General features: G+C 44.3%; 17 protein-coding genes. All 17 read left to right on the forward strand.

What is annotated here, in order from left to right; genetic code table 11:
• The first annotated feature begins 104 nt into the window (after positions 1-104).
• Complete coding sequence (locus ACFWMP_RS12350; protein ID WP_339265611.1) at positions 105-1088, forward strand: polysaccharide deacetylase family protein; 984 nt, start codon at positions 105-107, stop codon at positions 1086-1088.
• Positions 1089-1164: 76 nt separating this feature from the next.
• Positions 1165-2433, forward strand: a complete 1269-nt coding sequence (locus tag ACFWMP_RS12355; protein ID WP_042189409.1) for a M16 family metallopeptidase — start codon at positions 1165-1167, stop codon at positions 2431-2433.
• Entirely contained in the window at positions 2408-2854 is a 447-nt protein-coding gene (gene dut, locus ACFWMP_RS12360; protein WP_379423813.1) for a dUTP diphosphatase, read from the forward strand. Before ACFWMP_RS12355 ends, dut begins: the two co-directional genes overlap by 26 nt.
• Before the next feature lie 195 nt (positions 2855-3049).
• Positions 3050-3946, forward strand: coding sequence for a dipicolinate synthase subunit DpsA (dpsA, locus tag ACFWMP_RS12365; protein ID WP_379423814.1), 897 nt, complete (start codon positions 3050-3052; stop codon positions 3944-3946).
• 1 nt (position 3947) lies between these two features.
• Positions 3948-4544: a dipicolinate synthase subunit B gene (locus tag ACFWMP_RS12370; RefSeq protein ID WP_042189406.1), complete on the forward strand. Its 597-nt coding sequence runs from the start codon at positions 3948-3950 to the stop codon at positions 4542-4544.
• Between the two features lie 355 nt (positions 4545-4899).
• Positions 4900-6123 carry an aspartate kinase gene (dapG, locus tag ACFWMP_RS12375; protein ID WP_042189405.1) on the forward strand — a complete coding sequence of 408 codons (1224 nt, stop codon included), beginning with the start codon at positions 4900-4902 and terminating at the stop codon, positions 6121-6123.
• A 13-nt stretch (positions 6124-6136) separates the two neighbouring features.
• Positions 6137-7012: a 4-hydroxy-tetrahydrodipicolinate synthase gene (gene dapA, locus ACFWMP_RS12380; RefSeq protein WP_379423815.1), complete on the forward strand. Its 876-nt coding sequence runs from the start codon at positions 6137-6139 to the stop codon at positions 7010-7012.
• A 510-nt stretch (positions 7013-7522) separates the two neighbouring features.
• Positions 7523-9202 carry a ribonuclease J gene (locus tag ACFWMP_RS12385; protein ID WP_042189403.1) on the forward strand — a complete coding sequence of 560 codons (1680 nt, stop codon included), beginning with the start codon at positions 7523-7525 and terminating at the stop codon, positions 9200-9202.
• A gap of 215 nt (positions 9203-9417) precedes the next feature.
• Positions 9418-10197, forward strand: a complete 780-nt coding sequence (locus ACFWMP_RS12390) for a ClpP family protease (RefSeq protein ID WP_179281594.1) — start codon at positions 9418-9420, stop codon at positions 10195-10197.
• A complete protein-coding gene (locus tag ACFWMP_RS12395) occupies positions 10194-10406 on the forward strand; it encodes a YlzJ-like family protein (protein ID WP_042128829.1) in 213 nt (70 codons plus the stop codon). Before ACFWMP_RS12390 ends, ACFWMP_RS12395 begins: the two co-directional genes overlap by 4 nt.
• 78 nt (positions 10407-10484) lie before the next feature.
• Positions 10485-13145 (forward strand): FtsK/SpoIIIE family DNA translocase, encoded by a 2661-nt coding sequence (locus ACFWMP_RS12400; protein ID WP_379423816.1) that lies wholly within the window; start codon positions 10485-10487, stop codon positions 13143-13145.
• A 516-nt stretch (positions 13146-13661) separates the two neighbouring features.
• Complete coding sequence (gene sleB, locus ACFWMP_RS12405; protein WP_339242088.1) at positions 13662-14528, forward strand: spore cortex-lytic enzyme; 867 nt, start codon at positions 13662-13664, stop codon at positions 14526-14528.
• Between the two features lie 136 nt (positions 14529-14664).
• A complete protein-coding gene (yfmF, locus tag ACFWMP_RS12410; RefSeq protein WP_379423817.1) occupies positions 14665-15942 on the forward strand; it encodes an EF-P 5-aminopentanol modification-associated protein YfmF in 1278 nt (425 codons plus the stop codon).
• Positions 15943-15944: 2 nt separating this feature from the next.
• Positions 15945-17225: an EF-P 5-aminopentanol modification-associated protein YfmH gene (gene yfmH / locus ACFWMP_RS12415; protein ID WP_379423818.1), complete on the forward strand. Its 1281-nt coding sequence runs from the start codon at positions 15945-15947 to the stop codon at positions 17223-17225.
• 39 nt (positions 17226-17264) lie between these two features.
• Positions 17265-17993, forward strand: a complete 729-nt coding sequence (gene ymfI / locus ACFWMP_RS12420) for an elongation factor P 5-aminopentanone reductase (RefSeq protein ID WP_042194125.1) — start codon at positions 17265-17267, stop codon at positions 17991-17993.
• Positions 17994-18129: 136 nt separating this feature from the next.
• A complete protein-coding gene (locus tag ACFWMP_RS12425; RefSeq protein ID WP_042189396.1) occupies positions 18130-18393 on the forward strand; it encodes a DUF3243 domain-containing protein in 264 nt (87 codons plus the stop codon).
• Positions 18394-18569: 176 nt separating this feature from the next.
• Positions 18570-19337, forward strand: coding sequence for a DUF3388 domain-containing protein (locus ACFWMP_RS12430; RefSeq protein WP_042128818.1), 768 nt, complete (start codon positions 18570-18572; stop codon positions 19335-19337).
• The last annotated feature ends 8 nt before the right edge of the window (positions 19338-19345 follow it).

Below are 19345 nucleotides of genomic sequence, written 5' to 3' on the forward strand. Positions count from 1 at the left end.
GTTCATGACATAAAATCCTCCCTTGTCTCATAGATTGGGACAAAGTGTCTTTGTAATCGTGTGGAACGAACCTGAAATTCGTTTCTACCGGGGAGGAAGTCGTCATGAAGACGGAAAAAGTGGCATTAGTGGTTGCTTGTGTAGCAATCGTGATAGGAATTGGTAGCACACAGGGACCAGTCAAAGACATGCTTGCGCAATTGAAGCCGCAGGATGATCTCGCGGTGTGGATGGATATCCCTAAGGCGGCGAACAACGATCTTCGTCTGAGGATTGAGACCGCCGCGGCCAAACTAAATGCACCTCCAGTGGATGCAGTGGTTGACCGGGTGTGGAAAGCCATTCCGGGCTATAACGGACTTGAGATTGATGTAGAGAGTACCTATCGGAATGCTCTTTTGGCACCAAAAGAGCCCATAAAGTTAGTGTATCGGCAGATCGAACCAAAAGTATCGTTAAATGAACTGGGAGCAGAACCTATATATCGAGGAAATCCGGCGAAGCCGATGGTATCACTGATGATTAATGTGGCTTGGGGGAATCAGTATATCGTGCCAATGCTGGATATTTTGGATGAAGAGAACGTGAAAGTTACGTTTTTTCTGGATGGAAGCTGGCTGAGTAAGAATCCAGAGCTTGCTACAGAAATGTTAAAACGTGGTCATGAGATGGAGAATCACGCCTATACTCACCCCAATATGAGTACTTTAAGTCGAGCGCGGGCTACCGTTGAGATTGAGAAGACGCAAAAGCTGCTAAAGGAATCGCTTGGAGTCACTAATAAATGGTTCGCACCTCCATCTGGTGATTTCGATCAAGAGACAGTAGAAATCGCTAGCAGCTTGGGCTTAAAGACTGTACTCTGGACTGTAGATACGGTGGATTGGCGAAATCCTTCTCCTGAATCTATAGTTGCCAAAATCACAAGCAAAGCTGAAGCCGGCACACTTGTTCTAATGCATCCTACTGCCTCATCCTCCAAGGCGCTGAAAGCCATGATACGCGGGATAAAGGCAAAAGGGTTACAGCTAGGAACAGTTAGCCAAACGCTGTCAGCGGAGCGTCTAATCCCCTCTGATGTTGAGTGAGTGATCTATTTCTGGTAGGATTATAGGCACGTGTATTAATTTAGATAGAACATGGCTATTGCCAGGAGGACATGAAGTGGAAAAAATAGTATTATCCAATGGATTACGAGTAGTGATGGAAAAAATTCCGACCGGCCGGTCCGTTTCATTTGGAATATGGGTGAAGACAGGTTCGCGGAATGAACACCCTGGAAACAACGGGATATCCCATTTTGTAGAGCATATGCTTTTTAAAGGTACGGACCGATATAGTGCTAAGGATATTGCCGAGCAGTTCGATGCTATTGGCGGCAATGTAAATGCGTTTACTTCTAAGGAATATACTTGCTATTATGCAAAAGTACTGGATGAGCATCTGCCTATCGCAGTAGATGTATTAGCAGATATGTTTTTCCGTTCACGTATGGATGCTGAAGAGCTGGAGAAAGAAAAGAACGTCATCCTTGAGGAAATTTCTATGTGCGAAGATACACCAGACGATCTTGTGCATGATTTGATGTGTGCTGCTGCTTACAAGGATCATCCGCTTGCGTATTCTATCCTTGGCTTAAAGGAACGGCTGATGGAGATGAAGCCGGATGATCTTCGTGCCTACATGAAGGAGCAGTATACGATTGAGAATACGGTAATTAGTGTAGCTGGGAACATCAGCGATGGATTGATTGAGCTGCTGGAGCAGCATTTTGGTTCTTTTGCTAATCATGGCACATCTGCGCCGTTGACTCCACCGGATTATTATGGGGACTTGTTGTTTCACCGCAAAAAAACAGAACAGAATCATATCTGTCTTTCCTTACCAGGTGTCCGCTCTGGCGACCCATTGCAATATGCTATGGTGCTTATTAATAATGCCATTGGCGGCGGTATGAGCTCACGGATGTTCCAAGAGATTCGTGAAAAACGTGGCCTAGCCTATTCTGTATATTCATACCACAGTTCTCAAGCGGATTCTGGTTTGTTCACGGTCTATGCTGGAACAGCACCGAAGCAAACTAAGGATGTAACGGAGCTAATTAAGGAAATGATGTACGAACTTGCTACTGAGGGTCTTAGTGAAGATGAACTGAGAAAAGGCAAGGAGCAGCTTAAAGGTAGCCTTATTCTTAGCCTGGAAAGTACTAGTAGCCGGATGAATCGGATTGGAAAAAATGAACTTATGCTCGGAAAACATAACACATTAGACGATATGATCGCCAAGATTCAGTTAGTAACGATGGACAATATCAACAGTGTGCTTGATAATATGTTTGCTGAGCCGCTTTCTTTAGCGATGGTAGGTTCAACAGATAAAGCTATTGCAAATGTTAGGAGAGATGATCTTGTCTTATTACGTACAAATCAATAAACTAGCTGGAAACGAGGATGTTAATCTTCCTTGTAAAATGTCAGAACAGGCTTCCGGGTATGATCTATATGCCGCAGTTGGTAGCGAAGTCGTGCTTGCACCTGGAGAACGTGCATTAATTCCAACAGGCATATCATTAGCTATGCCAGACGGATTAGAAGCTCAAATTCGTCCACGAAGTGGACTAGCCTTGAAGCATGGGATTTCGTGTTTGAACACACCTGGAACGATTGATGCTGATTATCGTGGAGAGATCAAAGTGTTGTTGATCAATCTAGGGCAAGAGCCATTTGCTATCGCTCGTAATGAGCGCATTGCCCAAATGGTATTTCAAGCGGTTCCAGTGGTCACTTTGGTTGAAGTAGATGCTTTATCCGAAACAGAACGTGGAGCCGGAGGCTTCGGTCACACTGGCAAATAATATGACTTATTAAAAAGCTTGCGAATTTATGCCCAATCGGCGTGATTCGCGAGCTTTTTTTCGTTTGAATATGACAATTTATAAGTTTCACATTTAAGCCTGCATGCTAATTCTTCTCCGCTTTTCACCCATTAAGAATGCCCAGCATAAGATGCTCTATAGTCGATAGTGTATGTTGAAAGGAGCGTCATCCCTATGCTTACTGGCGTCAGGATCGTGTTCCTGGGCGGGGACGCGAGACAGCTTGAAGTGATTCGGAAATGTGTGGAATTGGATGCGACGGTAAGCGCTGCCGGGTTCGATAAATGGGAAGCCCCTTGCCCAGGGGTGAGCCTGGAACAGATGACGGTAGAGCTGCTTAGGAATGCTGATGTATTAGTGTTGCCTACGGTTGGTTGTGATGATGAAGGGAATATTAGTGCTTTATTTTCTTCTGAACGCTTGATGCTCTTGGAGGAACATTTTGCTGCTCTGCCACCCCATTGTTTGGTGTATAGCGGTATGGCTAAAAGCTACTTACGCGGCATGTGCGCCAAGCATTCATTAAAGTTAATTGAATTGCTTAATCGTGATGATGTAGCCATCTACAACTCCATCCCAACAGCAGAAGGGGCACTGGTTATGGCCATACAGAACACGGATTTTACCATTCACAGTTCTAAATCGATGGTACTGGGCTTGGGCAGAACGGGTTTTACAATGGCAAGAAGCCTGCAAGGATTGGGTGCTAGTGTCAAAGCTGGTGTTAGAAAACAGGAACATTATGCACGTGCTGAGGAAATGGGCTGGAAGCCGTTTATGACCAGTGAACTGTTGCTTCATGTGCCGGATGTTGATCTGATATTTAATACGATTCCAAGTATGATCATCACCGCACAAGTACTCTCACGTATCTCACCGCATTGCTTAATTGTCGACCTGGCTTCTGCTCCAGGTGGATGTGATTTTCGTTATGCCGAGAAAAGAGGAATTAAAGCGATGCTGGCACCTGGACTCCCTGGCATTGTAGCTCCTAAAAGCGCTGGGATTATTATGGCAAATGCGCTGGTTCAGTCGATATCGGACGAGGCTTTAATCAAGGGGGACGAATAAAATGGATTGGCACGGAAAAACAGTAGGGTATGCGATTACCGGATCTCACTGCACATTTGCGGAGGTAATGCCGCAAATTCAACGCTTCGTAGATGGAGGAGCAAACGTAGTGCCCATAGTTTCAGCATCCGTACTAGGCACCGACACCCGCTTTGGAACATCGCAAAATTGGCTAAAACAGTTGAAAGATATAACAGGTAATGATATCATTTCTACAATTGTTGAAGCGGAACCGCTGGGTCCTTCCAAGCTGCTGGATGTGCTGACGATAGCACCTTGCACTGGAAATACAACGAGTAAATTGGCAAATGCTATGACCGATAGTCCAGTGCTCATGGCTGCAAAATCGCAGATGCGCAATGGACGTCCACTTGTTCTCGCGATATCTACCAATGATGGCTTAGGTCTTAATGCCGCAAATATTGCAAAGCTTCTAGTGGCTAAACATATTTATTTTGTGCCATTCGGACAGGATAACCCTGAGGGCAAACCTAATTCGTTAGTAGCGCGTATGGATCTTATCCCAGAAGCTTGCTATGCCGCTTTGCAAGGTAAACAACTACAGCCGATGATTATTGAAAAGTTTCATTCCGTCTAGAATAGTGCGGAATCGGTGGAGCTAGTTGCGGACAATAAAAGGGGAGATGCACTAAATGAGCAATGAGAAGTTATATGCCGCCTTGGTCGGAGTTACTTCTTAATCAATAGATGCGGTCGTTAACGCTCAAAGCCAAGATCTGCTAAACCCATTGCTGAGATCATTGCCACCAAAAAATATAAGCTTTACTGCTACCGTCCTCATTTCGAGGGCGGTACAACCATTTTTCAAAATAAAAGAAAATTACTTAAGAAATAAGCTTACGTACTGTAAAGGAATTTCTCATTAGAGACGAAATGAGTTCTATTTACGAACGATTAGTGTGTTTGCTTTGACAATAATGGAGGAATTATACATGGGTATTCTGGTACAAAAATTCGGAGGAACATCACTTTCAACACCACAAGCTAGAGAGCACGTCATTCGTAATGTCAAAAGGGAGCTCGCTAGCGGCTATAGTTTGGTCATTGTCGTTTCGGCAATGGGCAGACGCGGAGAACCTTATGCAACAGATACTCTGCTGGATTGGGCTGTTCAGAATGGAGATTCACTCCCAGAGCGTGAGAAGGATCTCTTGATGTGCTGTGGTGAGATTATCTCTGCTACTACACTTTGTGGCCTGCTGGAGAATGAAGGGATTGCTTCTACGGTACTAACGGGAGCTCAGGCTGGTTTTATGACAGATAGCAACTATGGCAATGCAAGAATTCTAGATGTACGTCCTGAACGTATTCTTCGCGAACTGCGTGAAGATAAAGTAGTTATAGTGACCGGGTTCCAAGGACAGACTGAAGCTGGTGATTTGACGACTTTGGGCCGTGGAGGAAGTGACACCTCTGCGACTGCACTGGGTGCTGCCCTTCATGCAGATATGGTTGATATCTATACAGATGTTAACGGGATTCTTACAGCAGATCCGCGGATCGTTGAAGATGCAAAACCGCTAACGTATGTTAGTTATACAGAAATTTGTAATATGGCTCATCAAGGAGCAAAAGTGATCCATCCACGTGCGGTTGAGATTGCTATGCAGGCACAAATTCCAGTACGCGTTCGTTCAACATTTTCTGAGAATGAAGGTACGCTGGTTACGAATCCTGAAGGATTCAACGACATCCAGTCTGGCGGCATTGTAGATCGCTTCGTAACAGGGATTGCTTATGTCAGCAACGTCACACAGATTTCTGTGGAGTGTCCTGATGGAAATGGTACGGGCGTTCAACTGCAAATTTTTAAAAGTATGGCCGACAACGGAATAAGCGTTGATTTTATTAATGTAACACCTACTGAAGCTCTTTATACTGTGTTCGATGACAAATCAGAAAAGGCGATCTCAGTACTTCAGCAATTGGGCTTGCGTCCTAAGAGTTTATCAGGTTGTGCAAAAGTTTCCGTTATCGGGGGCGGAATTAATGGTGTACCTGGTATTATGGCGCGTATCGTTGAGGCACTTAGCTCACAAAATATTCAGATTCTCCAATCCGCAGATTCGAATACAACGATTTGGGTGCTGGTGAAGAAAGAGGATATGGTGCAGTCCCTGCGTTCGCTGCACGCTATGTTTGAATTGCACCGCTAAGGAGGAATTCAAAGTGGATTTCGGAAGATTAATAACAGCCATGGTAACCCCCTTTGACGGGGATGGAGAAATCAACTGGGATGTAACTTCACAGCTTGTCGATTATTTAATTGAGGAACAGAAATCAGAGGCATTGGTTGTCTGTGGTACAACTGGGGAATCCCCAACGTTAAGTGATGAGGAGAAACTGCAGCTGTTTTCTTTTGTACTAGAGAAGGCGAATGGTCGCTGTAAAATTATTGCTGGAACAGGCAGTAATAACACGAAGCACTCTATTCACCTCACGAAGGAAGCGGAGAAAATAGGTGTGGATGGCGTACTTTTGGTCGTTCCTTATTACAATAAACCTAATCAGGAAGGGCTCTATCAGCATTTTTCTGCGATTGCTACGGAGACTTCATTGCCAGTCATGCTGTATAATGTTCCCGGTCGCACGGGTGTAAGTATGAGCGTGGACACAACCCTTCGACTTGCTGAAATATCGAATATTGTTGCGACAAAAGAATGTGCATCTGTCGATCAAGTAACACTTATCGCTTCTGCGTGTTCCGATGACTTCCGTGTATATACTGGTGATGACTCTGCGGGCTTAGCTAGTCTAGCCGTAGGAGGATACGGAATTATCAGTGTAGCTAGTCATGTGGTTGGTGCACAGATGTCGGAAATGATCTATGCATACAACTCAGGAAATGTTCAGCGAGCGGGAGAGATCCATCGGCAATTGTTCCCTATTTTCAAGGGGTTGTTCGAATGTCCACAACCTTTACCGAATCCTTCAGCGGTCAAATATGCTTTAAGTCTGAAAGGTCTGCCTGTTGGAGGCGTCAGATTGCCGCTTATTTCACCTACTGAAGCTGAGGCGGCCTTTATCGAGGCACTATTTCACTAAGTTCTGAACAATGATATTCTAGTCTTTAAACCGGCTTCTCCCGTGGAGAGCCGGTTTTTATATTTATTATATTTTGCTAAAATAATGGGTCACATTTAAGGAAAGAATTTGGATACGAGATAGGGTGACTTGTCTTTTGCCAAAAAAATCATGTATAATGATCTTAAGTGACTGGGTGCGGTTAAAATTAAATATGCGGTAATCTTCCGTCAATGGTATACATTGTGAGACAGGATAGGTCCCAAGATGAGTCTGTGTAAATGATTGAAATGTCTTCGCGCGAGGGGCGCGACGGTGAATTTTGACGGCATTTGTCCGCTTCAATATGAACTTTACTGCCCGGAATCGGGAGCTTTCGCATTGCGCATTTTACAGATATCAGGAATATCCTTGTTAATTAAGGAAGCTATCAGCTGTTTGAAGAATGTGTTCAGCGCCGCTGAAATAATCGAAGTTCAATATTTACCAATAAAAGTATGACGTCCAACATCATAGGAGGGTTAGATTCATTTGTCCAAAAAAAACAACAACGATAAATTGATGATTTTCGCATTGGGCGGAGTCGGAGAAATCGGGAAAAACATGTATGTCATTCAATATGGAGCTGACATTGTAGTCGTGGATTCGGGACTTAAGTTCCCGGAAGAAGATATGCTCGGTATTGATATTGTAATTCCTGACATCTCTTATTTGACAGAGAACCGTGACAAGGTAAGAGGGATTGTACTTACCCACGGACACGAGGATCACATCGGTGGTCTCCCATATGTCCTGAAGAATTTGAATGTTCCGGTTTACGGAACAAGACTTACATTAGGTCTTGTAGAAAACAAATTGAAGGAAGCAAACTTACTGGGTGACACCAAACGAATTCTGATCAATGAAGATTCAGAAATTCAACTGGGAAGTTCGCTCAAAGTTACTTTCTTCAGAACCAATCACAGTATTCCTGATTCCGTCGGTGTATGCATAGAAACACCGGAAGGTAACGTAGTTCATACGGGAGATTTCAAATTTGACCACACTCCAGTCAACGGTCAATTTGCAAATCTGCATCGGATGGCTGAAATTGGTCAGAAGGGCGTGCTTGCTCTTTTGTCGGATAGTACAAATGCTGAGAAACCAGGCTTTACCCCATCTGAGAAAAATGTTGGTATCGTTCTGGAAGACATTTTCCGCAAAGCTGAACAACGTGTCGTTGTAGCAACTTTTGCTTCCAATGTGCACCGCATTCAACAAGTGGTTAATGCAGCAGAATCCACAGGTCGTAAGATTACAGTAATTGGCCGTAGTATGGTAAACGTTGTATCCATCGCTTCTGAGCTTGGATATCTGAACGTACCTGACGGTATGCTGATCGAGCCTGAAGAAATGAACAGAATGGCAGCGAACCGTGTCGTTGTTCTTTGCACAGGATCCCAAGGCGAGCCAATGTCCGCATTGACCCGTATGGCACGTTCCAGTCATCGTAAAGTAGATATCTTGCCAGGTGATACTGTTATTATTGCAGCAACACCGGTACCAGGTAACGAGAAATATGTAGGTCGTACCATTGATGAATTGTTCCGTCTTGGCGCTAACGTAATTTATAGCGGTTCCAATTCTGGCGTTCACGTATCCGGTCACGGTAGCCAGGAAGAGCTTAAGCTTATGCTCAACTTGATGAAACCTAAATATTTCATTCCAATTCACGGTGAATACCGTATGCAACGCAAACATGCGCTTTTGGCAGAATCCGTTGGCGTAGAGTCTCAGAACATTTTCATCACTGAAATCGGTGAGATTGTGGAAATTCAAGGCGGTGCCGCTCGTAAAGCTGGTAAAGTAACGGCTGGTAACGTATTGATTGACGGTCTGGGTGTAGGTGATGTAGGTAATATTGTATTGCGTGACCGTAAGTTGCTGTCTCAAGATGGTATTTTGGTTGTCGTGGTTACACTAAGCAAACAGAATGGTGCAATTGTCTCCGGACCTGACATCATTTCTCGTGGTTTCGTTTATGTTCGTGAGTCCGAAGGACTGCTTGACGAAGCGAACCGAATTGTTTCCAGTACACTGCAGCGCCTGATGAGTGAGAAAGTAAATGAGTGGGCATCGCTTAAAACAAGCGTAAAAGATTCACTCGGTCGTTTCTTATATGAGCAAACGCGTCGTAGACCGATGATTTTGCCAATTATCATGGAAGTGTAAGGAGAATTCTCCTTAAATAAATATATAGCTTGGGCATTGGCCCCTTTTCCCCGGAAATATTGGACGGTTTCTACGGGAAAAGGGGTTTTTGTATTGTTTATATTCACATCATGAGGAGAGGTTTGCATAATGCGGGGCCCTGAAATGTCATACTAATGAAAGTTAGTAAGGCTATAGCAGACCAGAGCTGCATAAGAAAAGGGAGAGCTGCGAAAATGAACTACATGAATGGATCAAATGGAGCAAAGAATGAGGAAGTTATACCACAAGAGGGAAATCCAAGTACAAATGAAAACATGCCGCCCACTACAATGGGTGCACTTAAAGAGCTTGGACAAACAGCGGTTCCTACGGGTGAGCCGGATATCTTTTGCATAACGATCATCGGTCAGATTGAAGGCCATATTGTAATGCCTCCTCAGAACAAAACGACGAAATACGAACATATCATTCCCCAGCTGGTGGCAGCTGAACAGAATAAGAATATTAAAGGTCTGCTTATTATTTTAAATACTGTTGGCGGAGATGTAGAAGCTGGTCTAGCGATTGCCGAAATGATTTCTTCGCTCTCTAAACCAACGGTAACAGTAGTCATTGGAGGGGGCCATAGTATTGGCGTTCCGATCGCTGTATCCTCTACGTATTCAATTATTGCGGAAAGTGCAACAATGACGATACATCCGATTCGTATGAATGGCTTAGTAATTGGAGTGCCACAGACGTTCGAATACATGGAAAAAATGCAGGAGCGTGTAGTAAAATTCGTTACTTCTCATTCTCGGATTTCTGAAGAACAGTTCCGTGACCTCATGTTTAAGACAGGTGAGCTCAATCGTGATATTGGAACAGCCGTTGGGGGGTTGGACGCCGTTAAATATGGTCTCATGGATGAGGTGGGCGGGATCGGAGCTGCCTTAGCGCATCTTAACCGCATGATTGGTGGAGATTTCTCTGCAGCGCCTACAGCAGCGATTTCGGGAGGGCTTACGCAATGACACTCTATACGATAATGTCGATGGAACAGGTGTGGGAGGGGGCATTTAATAATTACGCTACAACGCGAGAAGTAAGTGTTCAGGGGATGCTCATGCAGGTTGAGCCGATGGAGGAAGGACGCGCGCGCATAGTAAGATTACTGGATTGTCCTTTGGAGCGATATTTAGATCCGTCGTTCTCTCCTGGAGCGATAATTACGTTAACATAAAGATTCATTTTTTGACAAAAGAGAACATAGGTACGCCACGCCATTATATGGTATAATGTTGTTCCGGGGGTGGCTGGCGTGGCTAAACGAAAAAAGAAAAAGAAAAAAGCGCTGCTCGGCAGCGTTTTAAAATATGAAATTTACGGAATTTTACTAATAACGATATCCGTTATTGCTCTGTCCGGTGAAGCGGCGGTAGGGCGGTCACTTTCAAGTATGGCGGGTTATTTATTAGGGAGATTTTATTTTGTGTTGCCGCTTATTGGTATTTTTTATGGGCTTATGGTTATGATCCATCGTAGATGGCCTTCTTCTTGGAACAGTCGACATACAGGCGTGCTTCTGCTTCTGCTATCCATGTGCCTTATGAGCACTATTTCTGCAATGGAGCAGAAGCTTGGCCCGTTGTCCTTGCTCCATCCTGGCAACGTGATGACACAAATACATAATGATCTTTCGGGATCTCTTTCGCCCGGTGTTAACAATAGTAATGTCTATATGCTGGGTAAGGATATAAGTGGCGGATATATCGGCGGATTGGAGTATGCTGCGCTGCTGTGGCTCTTTGGTAGTCTGGGAGCTAAGCTGCTCATGATCGTTATGCTTGCCATCAGCTTTATGTTAATTACAAATCTCTCCTATGTAGAGATTATTACTCTTTTGCGAGTTCGTACGGTTAAGTTTGTGGAAGGGATTCGTCTCCATGCGGCAAACCGTCCGAAGGCAGTCCCAGTAGCGGCTAGACCTTCCAAAACAGCCGCACCCGCAAAGACTCGGCCGGTGAAGCAGCCTGTCTATGACGAAGATGACGAAGAGGAAGAAGACGATCGATATTTACCTAATCGTAAGCAACCTGTTCTATTGAAAAAAATATCCGGTTGGTTCACAGGCTCCACCCGTTCAGAGGCGGAAGCCCATTCTGAGGATGATGATCAAGGTCCAATTGTAACAAGTGCTTCGCACGGTCCGATCATTTCTGGGCTTTCAGTAGATAGTCGTGTGACTCCACTTGAGGATATCCAACATGATTTTGATGATGCAGATATGGATATGGAACCTGTGACTCCAATTATTCGCGACTTCTTTGAGCATATCCGCTCAGAAGGGCTGAATGAGGAAGATCGGGAGGAATGGAGTGAATTCTCTCCAACAGCTCGTGGTGTTACCGTCAAAGCTCCTGTTGCTGGGGTTAATCCAGTCAGTCAACAGCCTTCAGATGAGCCTGAGGAGAATGTGACTATTGACTTGGATGGATTGCTAAGCGCCACTCCTGATGGACAGATCATTCCTGCTCCACCGGCACCACCTCCACCAAAACCATATAAGCTGCCATCTTTCCGACTTTTAGCCAAACCTAACAACAGCGGCAAAGCGGGAGATCAGAATGATTATATGCAGACCGCCCGTAAGCTAGAAGCTACCCTAGAGAGTTTCGGTGTAAGAGCAAAGGTTCTCGAAGTAGTTAGAGGTCCAGCGGTTACACGGTATGAGATTCAGCCGGATATCGGTGTCAAAGTTAGCCGTATTGTTAATCTGACGGATGACATTGCGCTTGCTCTTGCAGCCAAAGATATACGTATGGAGGCGCCAATTCCGGGTAAATCAGCCATTGGGATAGAGGTACCAAATTCCGAAGTGTCTATTGTGACCATGCGTGAAGTTATGGAGACACAGATCTTTCAGGAAGCTGAATCCAGATTATCGATTGCTTTTGGCCGTGATATTTCGGGTCAGACGATTATCGGTAATTTAGCGAAGATGCCCCATTTATTGGTGGCTGGTGCAACGGGATCTGGTAAATCGGTTTGTATTAACGGGATTATTACGAGTATTTTATACAAAGCTAAACCCGATGAAGTCAAATTCCTGATGGTGGACCCGAAGATGGTAGAGCTGAATGTCTATAATGGGATTCCGCATCTTCTGGCTCCAGTCGTTACTGATCCGAAGCGGGCGAGCTTAGCTTTAAAGAAGATCGTTGTGGAAATGGAGAAAAGGTATGAACTCTTCTCCAAATCAGGAACACGCAACATGGAAGGCTATAATAAGCTGATGGCAGAGAACCCAGCTGCTATACTTCCGTATATTGTTGTTATTGTGGACGAGCTTGCGGATTTGATGATGGTTGCCGCTAACGATGTAGAGGATGCTATCTGTCGGCTTGCACAGATGGCGCGTGCAGCTGGTATACATTTAATTATCGCCACTCAGCGTCCTTCCGTGGATGTCATTACAGGTTTGATTAAGGCGAATATTCCATCTCGTATCGCTTTCGGCGTATCTTCCAATGTAGACTCACGTACCATTCTGGATATGCCAGGTGCGGAGAAGCTGTTAGGTCGGGGAGACATGCTGTTCTTACCGATGGGAGCTTCTAAACCGATTCGTGTGCAGGGTGCCTTTATGAGCGATCAAGAGGTTGAGACGATCGTTCAATATGTCAGCAGTCAAGGTGAAGCAGAATATGATGAGTCCATTGTTCCAGAGGTTGATGACACAATCGCTGAAGACCAGGAGCCACAGGATGAGTTATATGAGCAGGCCGTAACGATCGTGCTTGAAGCGAAGCAAGCTTCAGTCTCGCTACTACAGCGCCGGATGAGGGTTGGTTACACCCGTGCAGCCCGTTTGATTGACTCTATGGAGGCTCGTGGGGTAATAGGGCCTTACGAGGGCAGCAAGCCGCGTGAGGTGCTTGTATCACTTGAGCAGTATCAGCATAACAAGATCAGTTCTTAAGCTGAGCAAGTCAGTTTAAACCTTAAATAGACAGTAAAAAGGGGCCGTCCCCAAGTAGTTTGTACTACTTGGGGACGGCCCCTTACTCATGCTGAAGAAGTGTAAATGACACTTTAAATAATGGCTTTAGTGAAGCTTCATTATAATAATTAGGGGATTTCTCCCTGGAATTCTGAGATTATTGGTTCTCAAACTTATAATTAGGGAACAGCTCCCTATAATTTATTAATTTTGGAAGAAATAAAGGGATTGGCCTGATTTTTAGGGAGGAATTCCCTATGACGTATATCTATAATTTCAATTAATGCGTGGTTCCACAGTAAAATGTGGTCCTTTAAATTCATGATTCATATCAACTCCATGGTTTTCTTATTTCGTATTATAGTTGATAATTATTCTCAATTATAATGAAAAGCTATTTCTTCTTTTTTAGTAATGCATAGGATGCGCTGACAGTCGTCATAATAACTTTAGCCATCCATGCAGAACTTACAAAAGAAAGGTAGAGCGAACCCTATGAAGAAACAAAAGATGTGGATATTTGCTGCTTTAACTCTTGCACTTGCTGCCGCGCCGTTTGCAGGAACGTTTTTCAAGGGGAATGGCATTGTTCAGACCAAGCAAAGTGCTGCTGCGTCATTTGTCCACGAGTTAAATAATCCTGACGAAGAAGTCTTGCCGGCTTTCAGTACAACACCCATTAAACTTGGGTCCACGGGTCAGGATGTCTATGAATTGCAGGGGCGATTAAAGCATTTAGGTTATTATGCCGGAAAAATAGACAGTCATTTTGGGCCAAAAACGAAGAATGCAGTAACTTGGTTTCAATGGAAATTCGGAATGAAGTCTGATGGCATTGTAGGTGCCAAAACTAAGCTGAAGCTGTATAACGCCACGAAGAACTGGAAGCCTACTGAGCCTTCTACGGGCACGGGAAATAAGACAGCACAGAATAACACTGGCAATAAAACAAATACGTCCAATAAAACGAATTCGCCAGGATTGTCTTCAGGTAATTCGATGGGCTTATCGGAGAATGATCTCAAGATCATGGCTAATGCTGTGTATGGAGAAGCCAGAGGTGAGCCTTTCGAAGGTCAGGTTGCTGTTGCTGCGGTCATTTTAAACCGAGTGAAATCACCTAGTTTCCCGAATACGCCGTCTGGCGTTATTTTTCAACCGGGAGCATTTACAGCTGTAGCCGATGGTCAGATCTATCTGGAGCCTAATGAGCAAGCACGTAAAGCAGTGCAGCAAGCACTCAATGGTTGGGACCCTTCAGGTGGATGTTTGTATTACTTCAATCCTAAAACAGCGACCTCTAAATGGATTTGGACCCGTCCTCAGGTGAAGACGATTGGTCAGCATATTTTCTGTATGTAAAAAGAAGGATAGAGAATTCAGAGAGCAACCGGGAAGAGGCTTCCGGTTGCTTCCTTACTTTGGAATGGTTTAGAATGGTTAATAATTCATAAACATGATGTAGAGCAACTATCCACGCCGTAAAGGAGTTTTGGACTTGACAAATAATGTATTTCAGCATGGCACCGTAGGAGGCTTGCGCATTCACGTTATGCCAACCAAGGCATTCAAGACCTACGCGATCTCACTTTATGCGGGGATCCCTCTTGATGAGAATACAGTAACCTCTACTGCACTAGCTCCATTCGTGCTTCGCAGAGGTACCGCGACTTATCCGGAGACCACGCAATTCCGCGAGCGTTTGGAGGAACTGTATGGCGCTGGATTCGGGTTTGATATTTATAAAAGAGGCGATTATCAAATCGTTCAGTTCCGCATGGATACTATTAATGACTCTTTTGTACAAAGCCAGGAGAGCTTACTTGAACAATCCTTCGCTTTCTTAGGTGAAGTACTGACTCGTCCATTAGTTGAAGACGGCAGCTTCCGGCCTTCGTATGTTGCAACGGAGCGTGAAACCGTTCGCAAGAAGCTGGAGTCCATCGTAAATGACAAGATACGTTACGCTGCTGAGCGCTGTATTGAGGAAATGTGCCGTAACGAGCCATATCGTCTTCACCCTCTGGGGCAAAGAGCGGATCTGGATCAAATCACTCCGAAAAGTTTGTATGAATCGTATAATTCCTGGCTGGATGATGCCATCCTTGATCTCTATGTAGTGGGTGACACTACAGCTGAGGAAGTAGAAAAGCTTGTACAGCGTCATTTCGGTCGGGTTCAGTCCGAGGTGGGCTTATATAGCTCTAAGTTCGTACCTGTATCAGTTAATGAGGTGCGGACTGTAGAAGAGAAGCTGGATGTCAGTCAGGGCAAGTTGAACCTGGGTCTACGCACCTCTATTACTTATAAGGATGATAATTACGCGTCCGCACTTATGTACAACGGAATATTAGGAGGGTATCCCCACTCTAAACTCTTCGTTAACGTACGTGAGAAGGCAAGCCTTGCCTATTATGCTTCGTCTCGTTATGACGGCCACAGGGGCATTGGAACGATTCAATCAGGTATCGAAACGCAAAATTACGGCAAAGCCGTGGACATTATAGAGAAGCAATTGGAAGAGATGAAAGCTGGCAATATCAGTGATCTGGAACTGAGTCAGACCAAAGCTATGATCCGCAATCAGCTTTCCGAGATTCCGGATTCTGCTTTTGAAATGATCTCTTATGACTTCAACCGCCAGTTGTCAGGAAAAGAACGGACAGCGGATCAGCTATTGGAGCAGGTGGAACAAATCGGTGCTGAAGATGTAAAAGCTGCCGCCGAAACCTTTCAGCTGGATACGATATATTTCTTGACAGGAAAGGAGGAATAACGATGGAACAAATTCATTACGACAGACTTCAAGAGACCATTTATCATGAGGTCATGGATAACGGACTTCAGGTATATGTGTTGCCGAAACCAACCTTCAAAAAGACCTATGCTACATTTGCAACTAAATACGGTTCCGTTGACAATCATTTTCATGTCGCAGGTGGAGAAGAGACCACTGTTCCTGATGGTATAGCTCACTTTTTAGAGCACAAAATGTTCGAAGAGCCAGAAGGCGATATTTTTGCTACCTTTGCTTCAAATGGAGCCTCGGCCAATGCTTTTACAAGCTTTGATCAGACAGTTTATCTTTTCTCAGCAACAGAAAATATAGAGACCAATCTTTGTACGCTCGTTGATTTTGTTCAGCGACCTTATTTTACAGATGAGAATGTAGAAAAGGAAAAGGGAATTATTGGCCAAGAAATCAATATGTATGCTGATAATCCGGATTGGCGCGTGTATTTTGGCCTTATTGAAGCGATGTATTCGAAGCATCCGGTTCGGATTGACATTGCAGGTACGGTAGAATCGATTAGTACGATCACGAAAGAAACGCTGTACACATGTTATAACGCTTTTTATCACCCTAGCAATATGTTGTTGTTCGTGGTTGGGGGCGTGGACCCGGAGAAAGTATTCTCCTTGATTCGCGCTAACCAAAAGGGTAAAACCTACGGCAAGCAGGGTGAAATCAAGCGTATTTTTGAAGATGAACCCGAACAAGTCGCTACAAAACGGCTAGAAAGCAAGCTTGCTGTTTCGATGCCGAAGATCATGTTTGGTTTCAAGGAAAAAGTAGAAGATCTAACAGGTGAAGCTTCTCTGAAACGCGACCTGATAACGAAGCTAATGCTCGATTTGTTGGTAGGTAGTAGCACAGCATTGTATCAAAAGCTTTATGATGAGGAATTGATCTCGGACAGCTTTGGACATGAATTTAATAGTTCTCCGCAGTATGCTTTTTCTGCAATGGGTGGGGATACAAAGGATCCGGATTTGCTTTTAAAACGAATTAATGAAGAAATAGATCTAATCTTAAAGTCTGGCTTTGCGGAGAAGGATTTCGAGCGGGCACGGAAAAAGAAAATTGGCGGTTATTTGCGCATGCTGAACTCCCCTGAAAGTATCGCACATGAATTTACACGCTACCAGTTCCGTGGTGGTGACCTTTTTGAAGTTCTGCCTATGTATGAATCGATTACTTTGGCAGAAGTAAATGAGCGTCTGCATGCCCATGTAAACTGGGAACAGCTTGCCGTTTCATTGGTGGTGAGTCCTTAGGTGAGCGTTTTGGGAGAGAGCAGCAAACCATTAGGGGAAATGACAGTGCTCATTACAGGGGGAAGCGGAGGGATCGGCGGCGCCATTGCGGAACGATTTGCTTCTGTGGGGATGAATATAGTTATTCATTATAAACACTCACATGAAGCTGCGAATGATGTCGCTCGGCGTTGTATGGCCCTTGGCGCAAAGGTAATGACAGTAAACGCGGATATGAAGGATCGTAGTCAAATTGTACGTATGGCTGAAAAGCTTGAGAGTAATGGGATGCAGCCGGATATTCTCGTCAATAATGCCGGTAAATCGCATTACGGAATGCTAGCTGATGTGACCGAAGAGGAATGGGATGACATTATGTCCATTAACTTGAAGGGAACCTTTATGTGCAGTCAGATTTTTATGCCGTACATGGTGTCTCAGCGTTATGGACGTATCATCAACGTTTCTTCTGTATGGGGTATCACTGGAGCTTCTTGCGAAGTAGCATATTCGGCTAGTAAGGGTGGAGTGAATGCCTTTACAAAGGCTTTAGCTAAAGAGTTGGCTCCATCTGGTGTAACGGTTAACGCGGTAGCTCCAGGAGCGGTTAATACGAACATGCTGTCCAATTTACAGGAGGATGAAGTCCGTATGCTGGAGGATGAGATTCCAGTAGGGCGTTTGGCTACGCCTAATGAAATATCTTCACTAATTTATTTTTTGGCTTTGCCTGAATCCGGGTATATCACTGGCCAGATTATTAGTCCAAATGGTGGATGGATTACCTGATCTTCAGTTGGAGAAAAGCTCCAGCATAATAACTTAGCTTCTAAGACATATTATAAGTGTTGTTTTTAAATCTCACGTAAGGCGGCTTACAGCCTGTATGCAGGTGTTTGACCGTAAACATGAAGGAGGATTTAAGATGACACAAGAAGATAGCGTAATCAAAAATTTTGACACCTGGAAGAAATTTCTGGGAAAACGAGTTGTACAGGCGGAGAAACTTGGGATGAGTGAAGACACAATCTCAAAGCTGGCTTTTGAAATCGGGGAATTCCTCGATGAAAAAGTGGATCCAGCAAACACTCAAAACCGTGCAATCAAAGAGCTATGGGACGTCGGCAACGATGAAGAAAAGCAGACGATTGCTAAACTCATGGTCAAGTTGGCGAAAAATCACGCCTAAGCTTGCGGAAAAGCTCCCCTTGTGGGAGCTTTTCTGCAATTATTACAGGACTGACCTTGCCTTTCATTTTTATTTTATATATCATTAACATGACCCGTGTTTCAGACCGCTTTGTCTGAACGGCATTTTTTTGATGTATATCAAAGTGCGGGAAAAGGAATCTATGAGGTGTACAAGTGGAATATAAACAATGGTATATGGAATACAAGATTCACAAGAACAGACCCGGTCTGCTTGGTGATATCGCTTCAATGTTAGGGATGCTAGAAGTCAACATTCTGACGATTAATGGCGTTGAAGGAAAGACTCGAGGAATGTTGCTGGAGACCAATGACGATGACAAAATAATGCTGATGGGCGAAATGCTCAAGAAAGTTGATAATATTACAGTTTCAGCTCTGCGGTCTCCAAGACTCGTAGACAAGCTGGCTGTGCGCCATGGGCGATATATTGAACGGGATTCAGATGATCGGAAGACGTTTCGTTTTACTCGGGATGAGCTTGGTCTATTGGTCGATTTTCTCGGGGAACTGTTTAAAAAAGATGGAAATCAGGTAATAGGACTTCGAGGTATGCCCCGTGTAGGAAAGACGGAATCAATTATTGCTGGCAGTGTCTGCGCGATGAAGCGTTGGACATTTGTCTCCTCGACACTTTTACGTCAGACGGTTCGAAGTCAATTAGCAGAAGATGAGATGAACCCACATAATGTATTTATTATTGATGGTATTGTTAGTACGATCCGCTCTAATGAGAAGCATTATAATTTATTACAAAATGTTATGAGTATGCCAAGCACGAAAGTGATCGAGCATCCAGATATTTTTGTGCGGGAATCTGAGTACACCTTTGATGATTTTGATATTATTATCGAGCTTCGCAATAATCCAAATGAAGAAATATTGTACGAGTCGTTTACGACTAGCTACAGTGATGATTTATAGAACAAGAA

It is taken from the genome of Paenibacillus sp. NPDC058367, from assembly GCF_042723305.1.
Taxonomy (GTDB): Bacteria; Bacillota; Bacilli; order Paenibacillales; family Paenibacillaceae; genus Paenibacillus_AQ.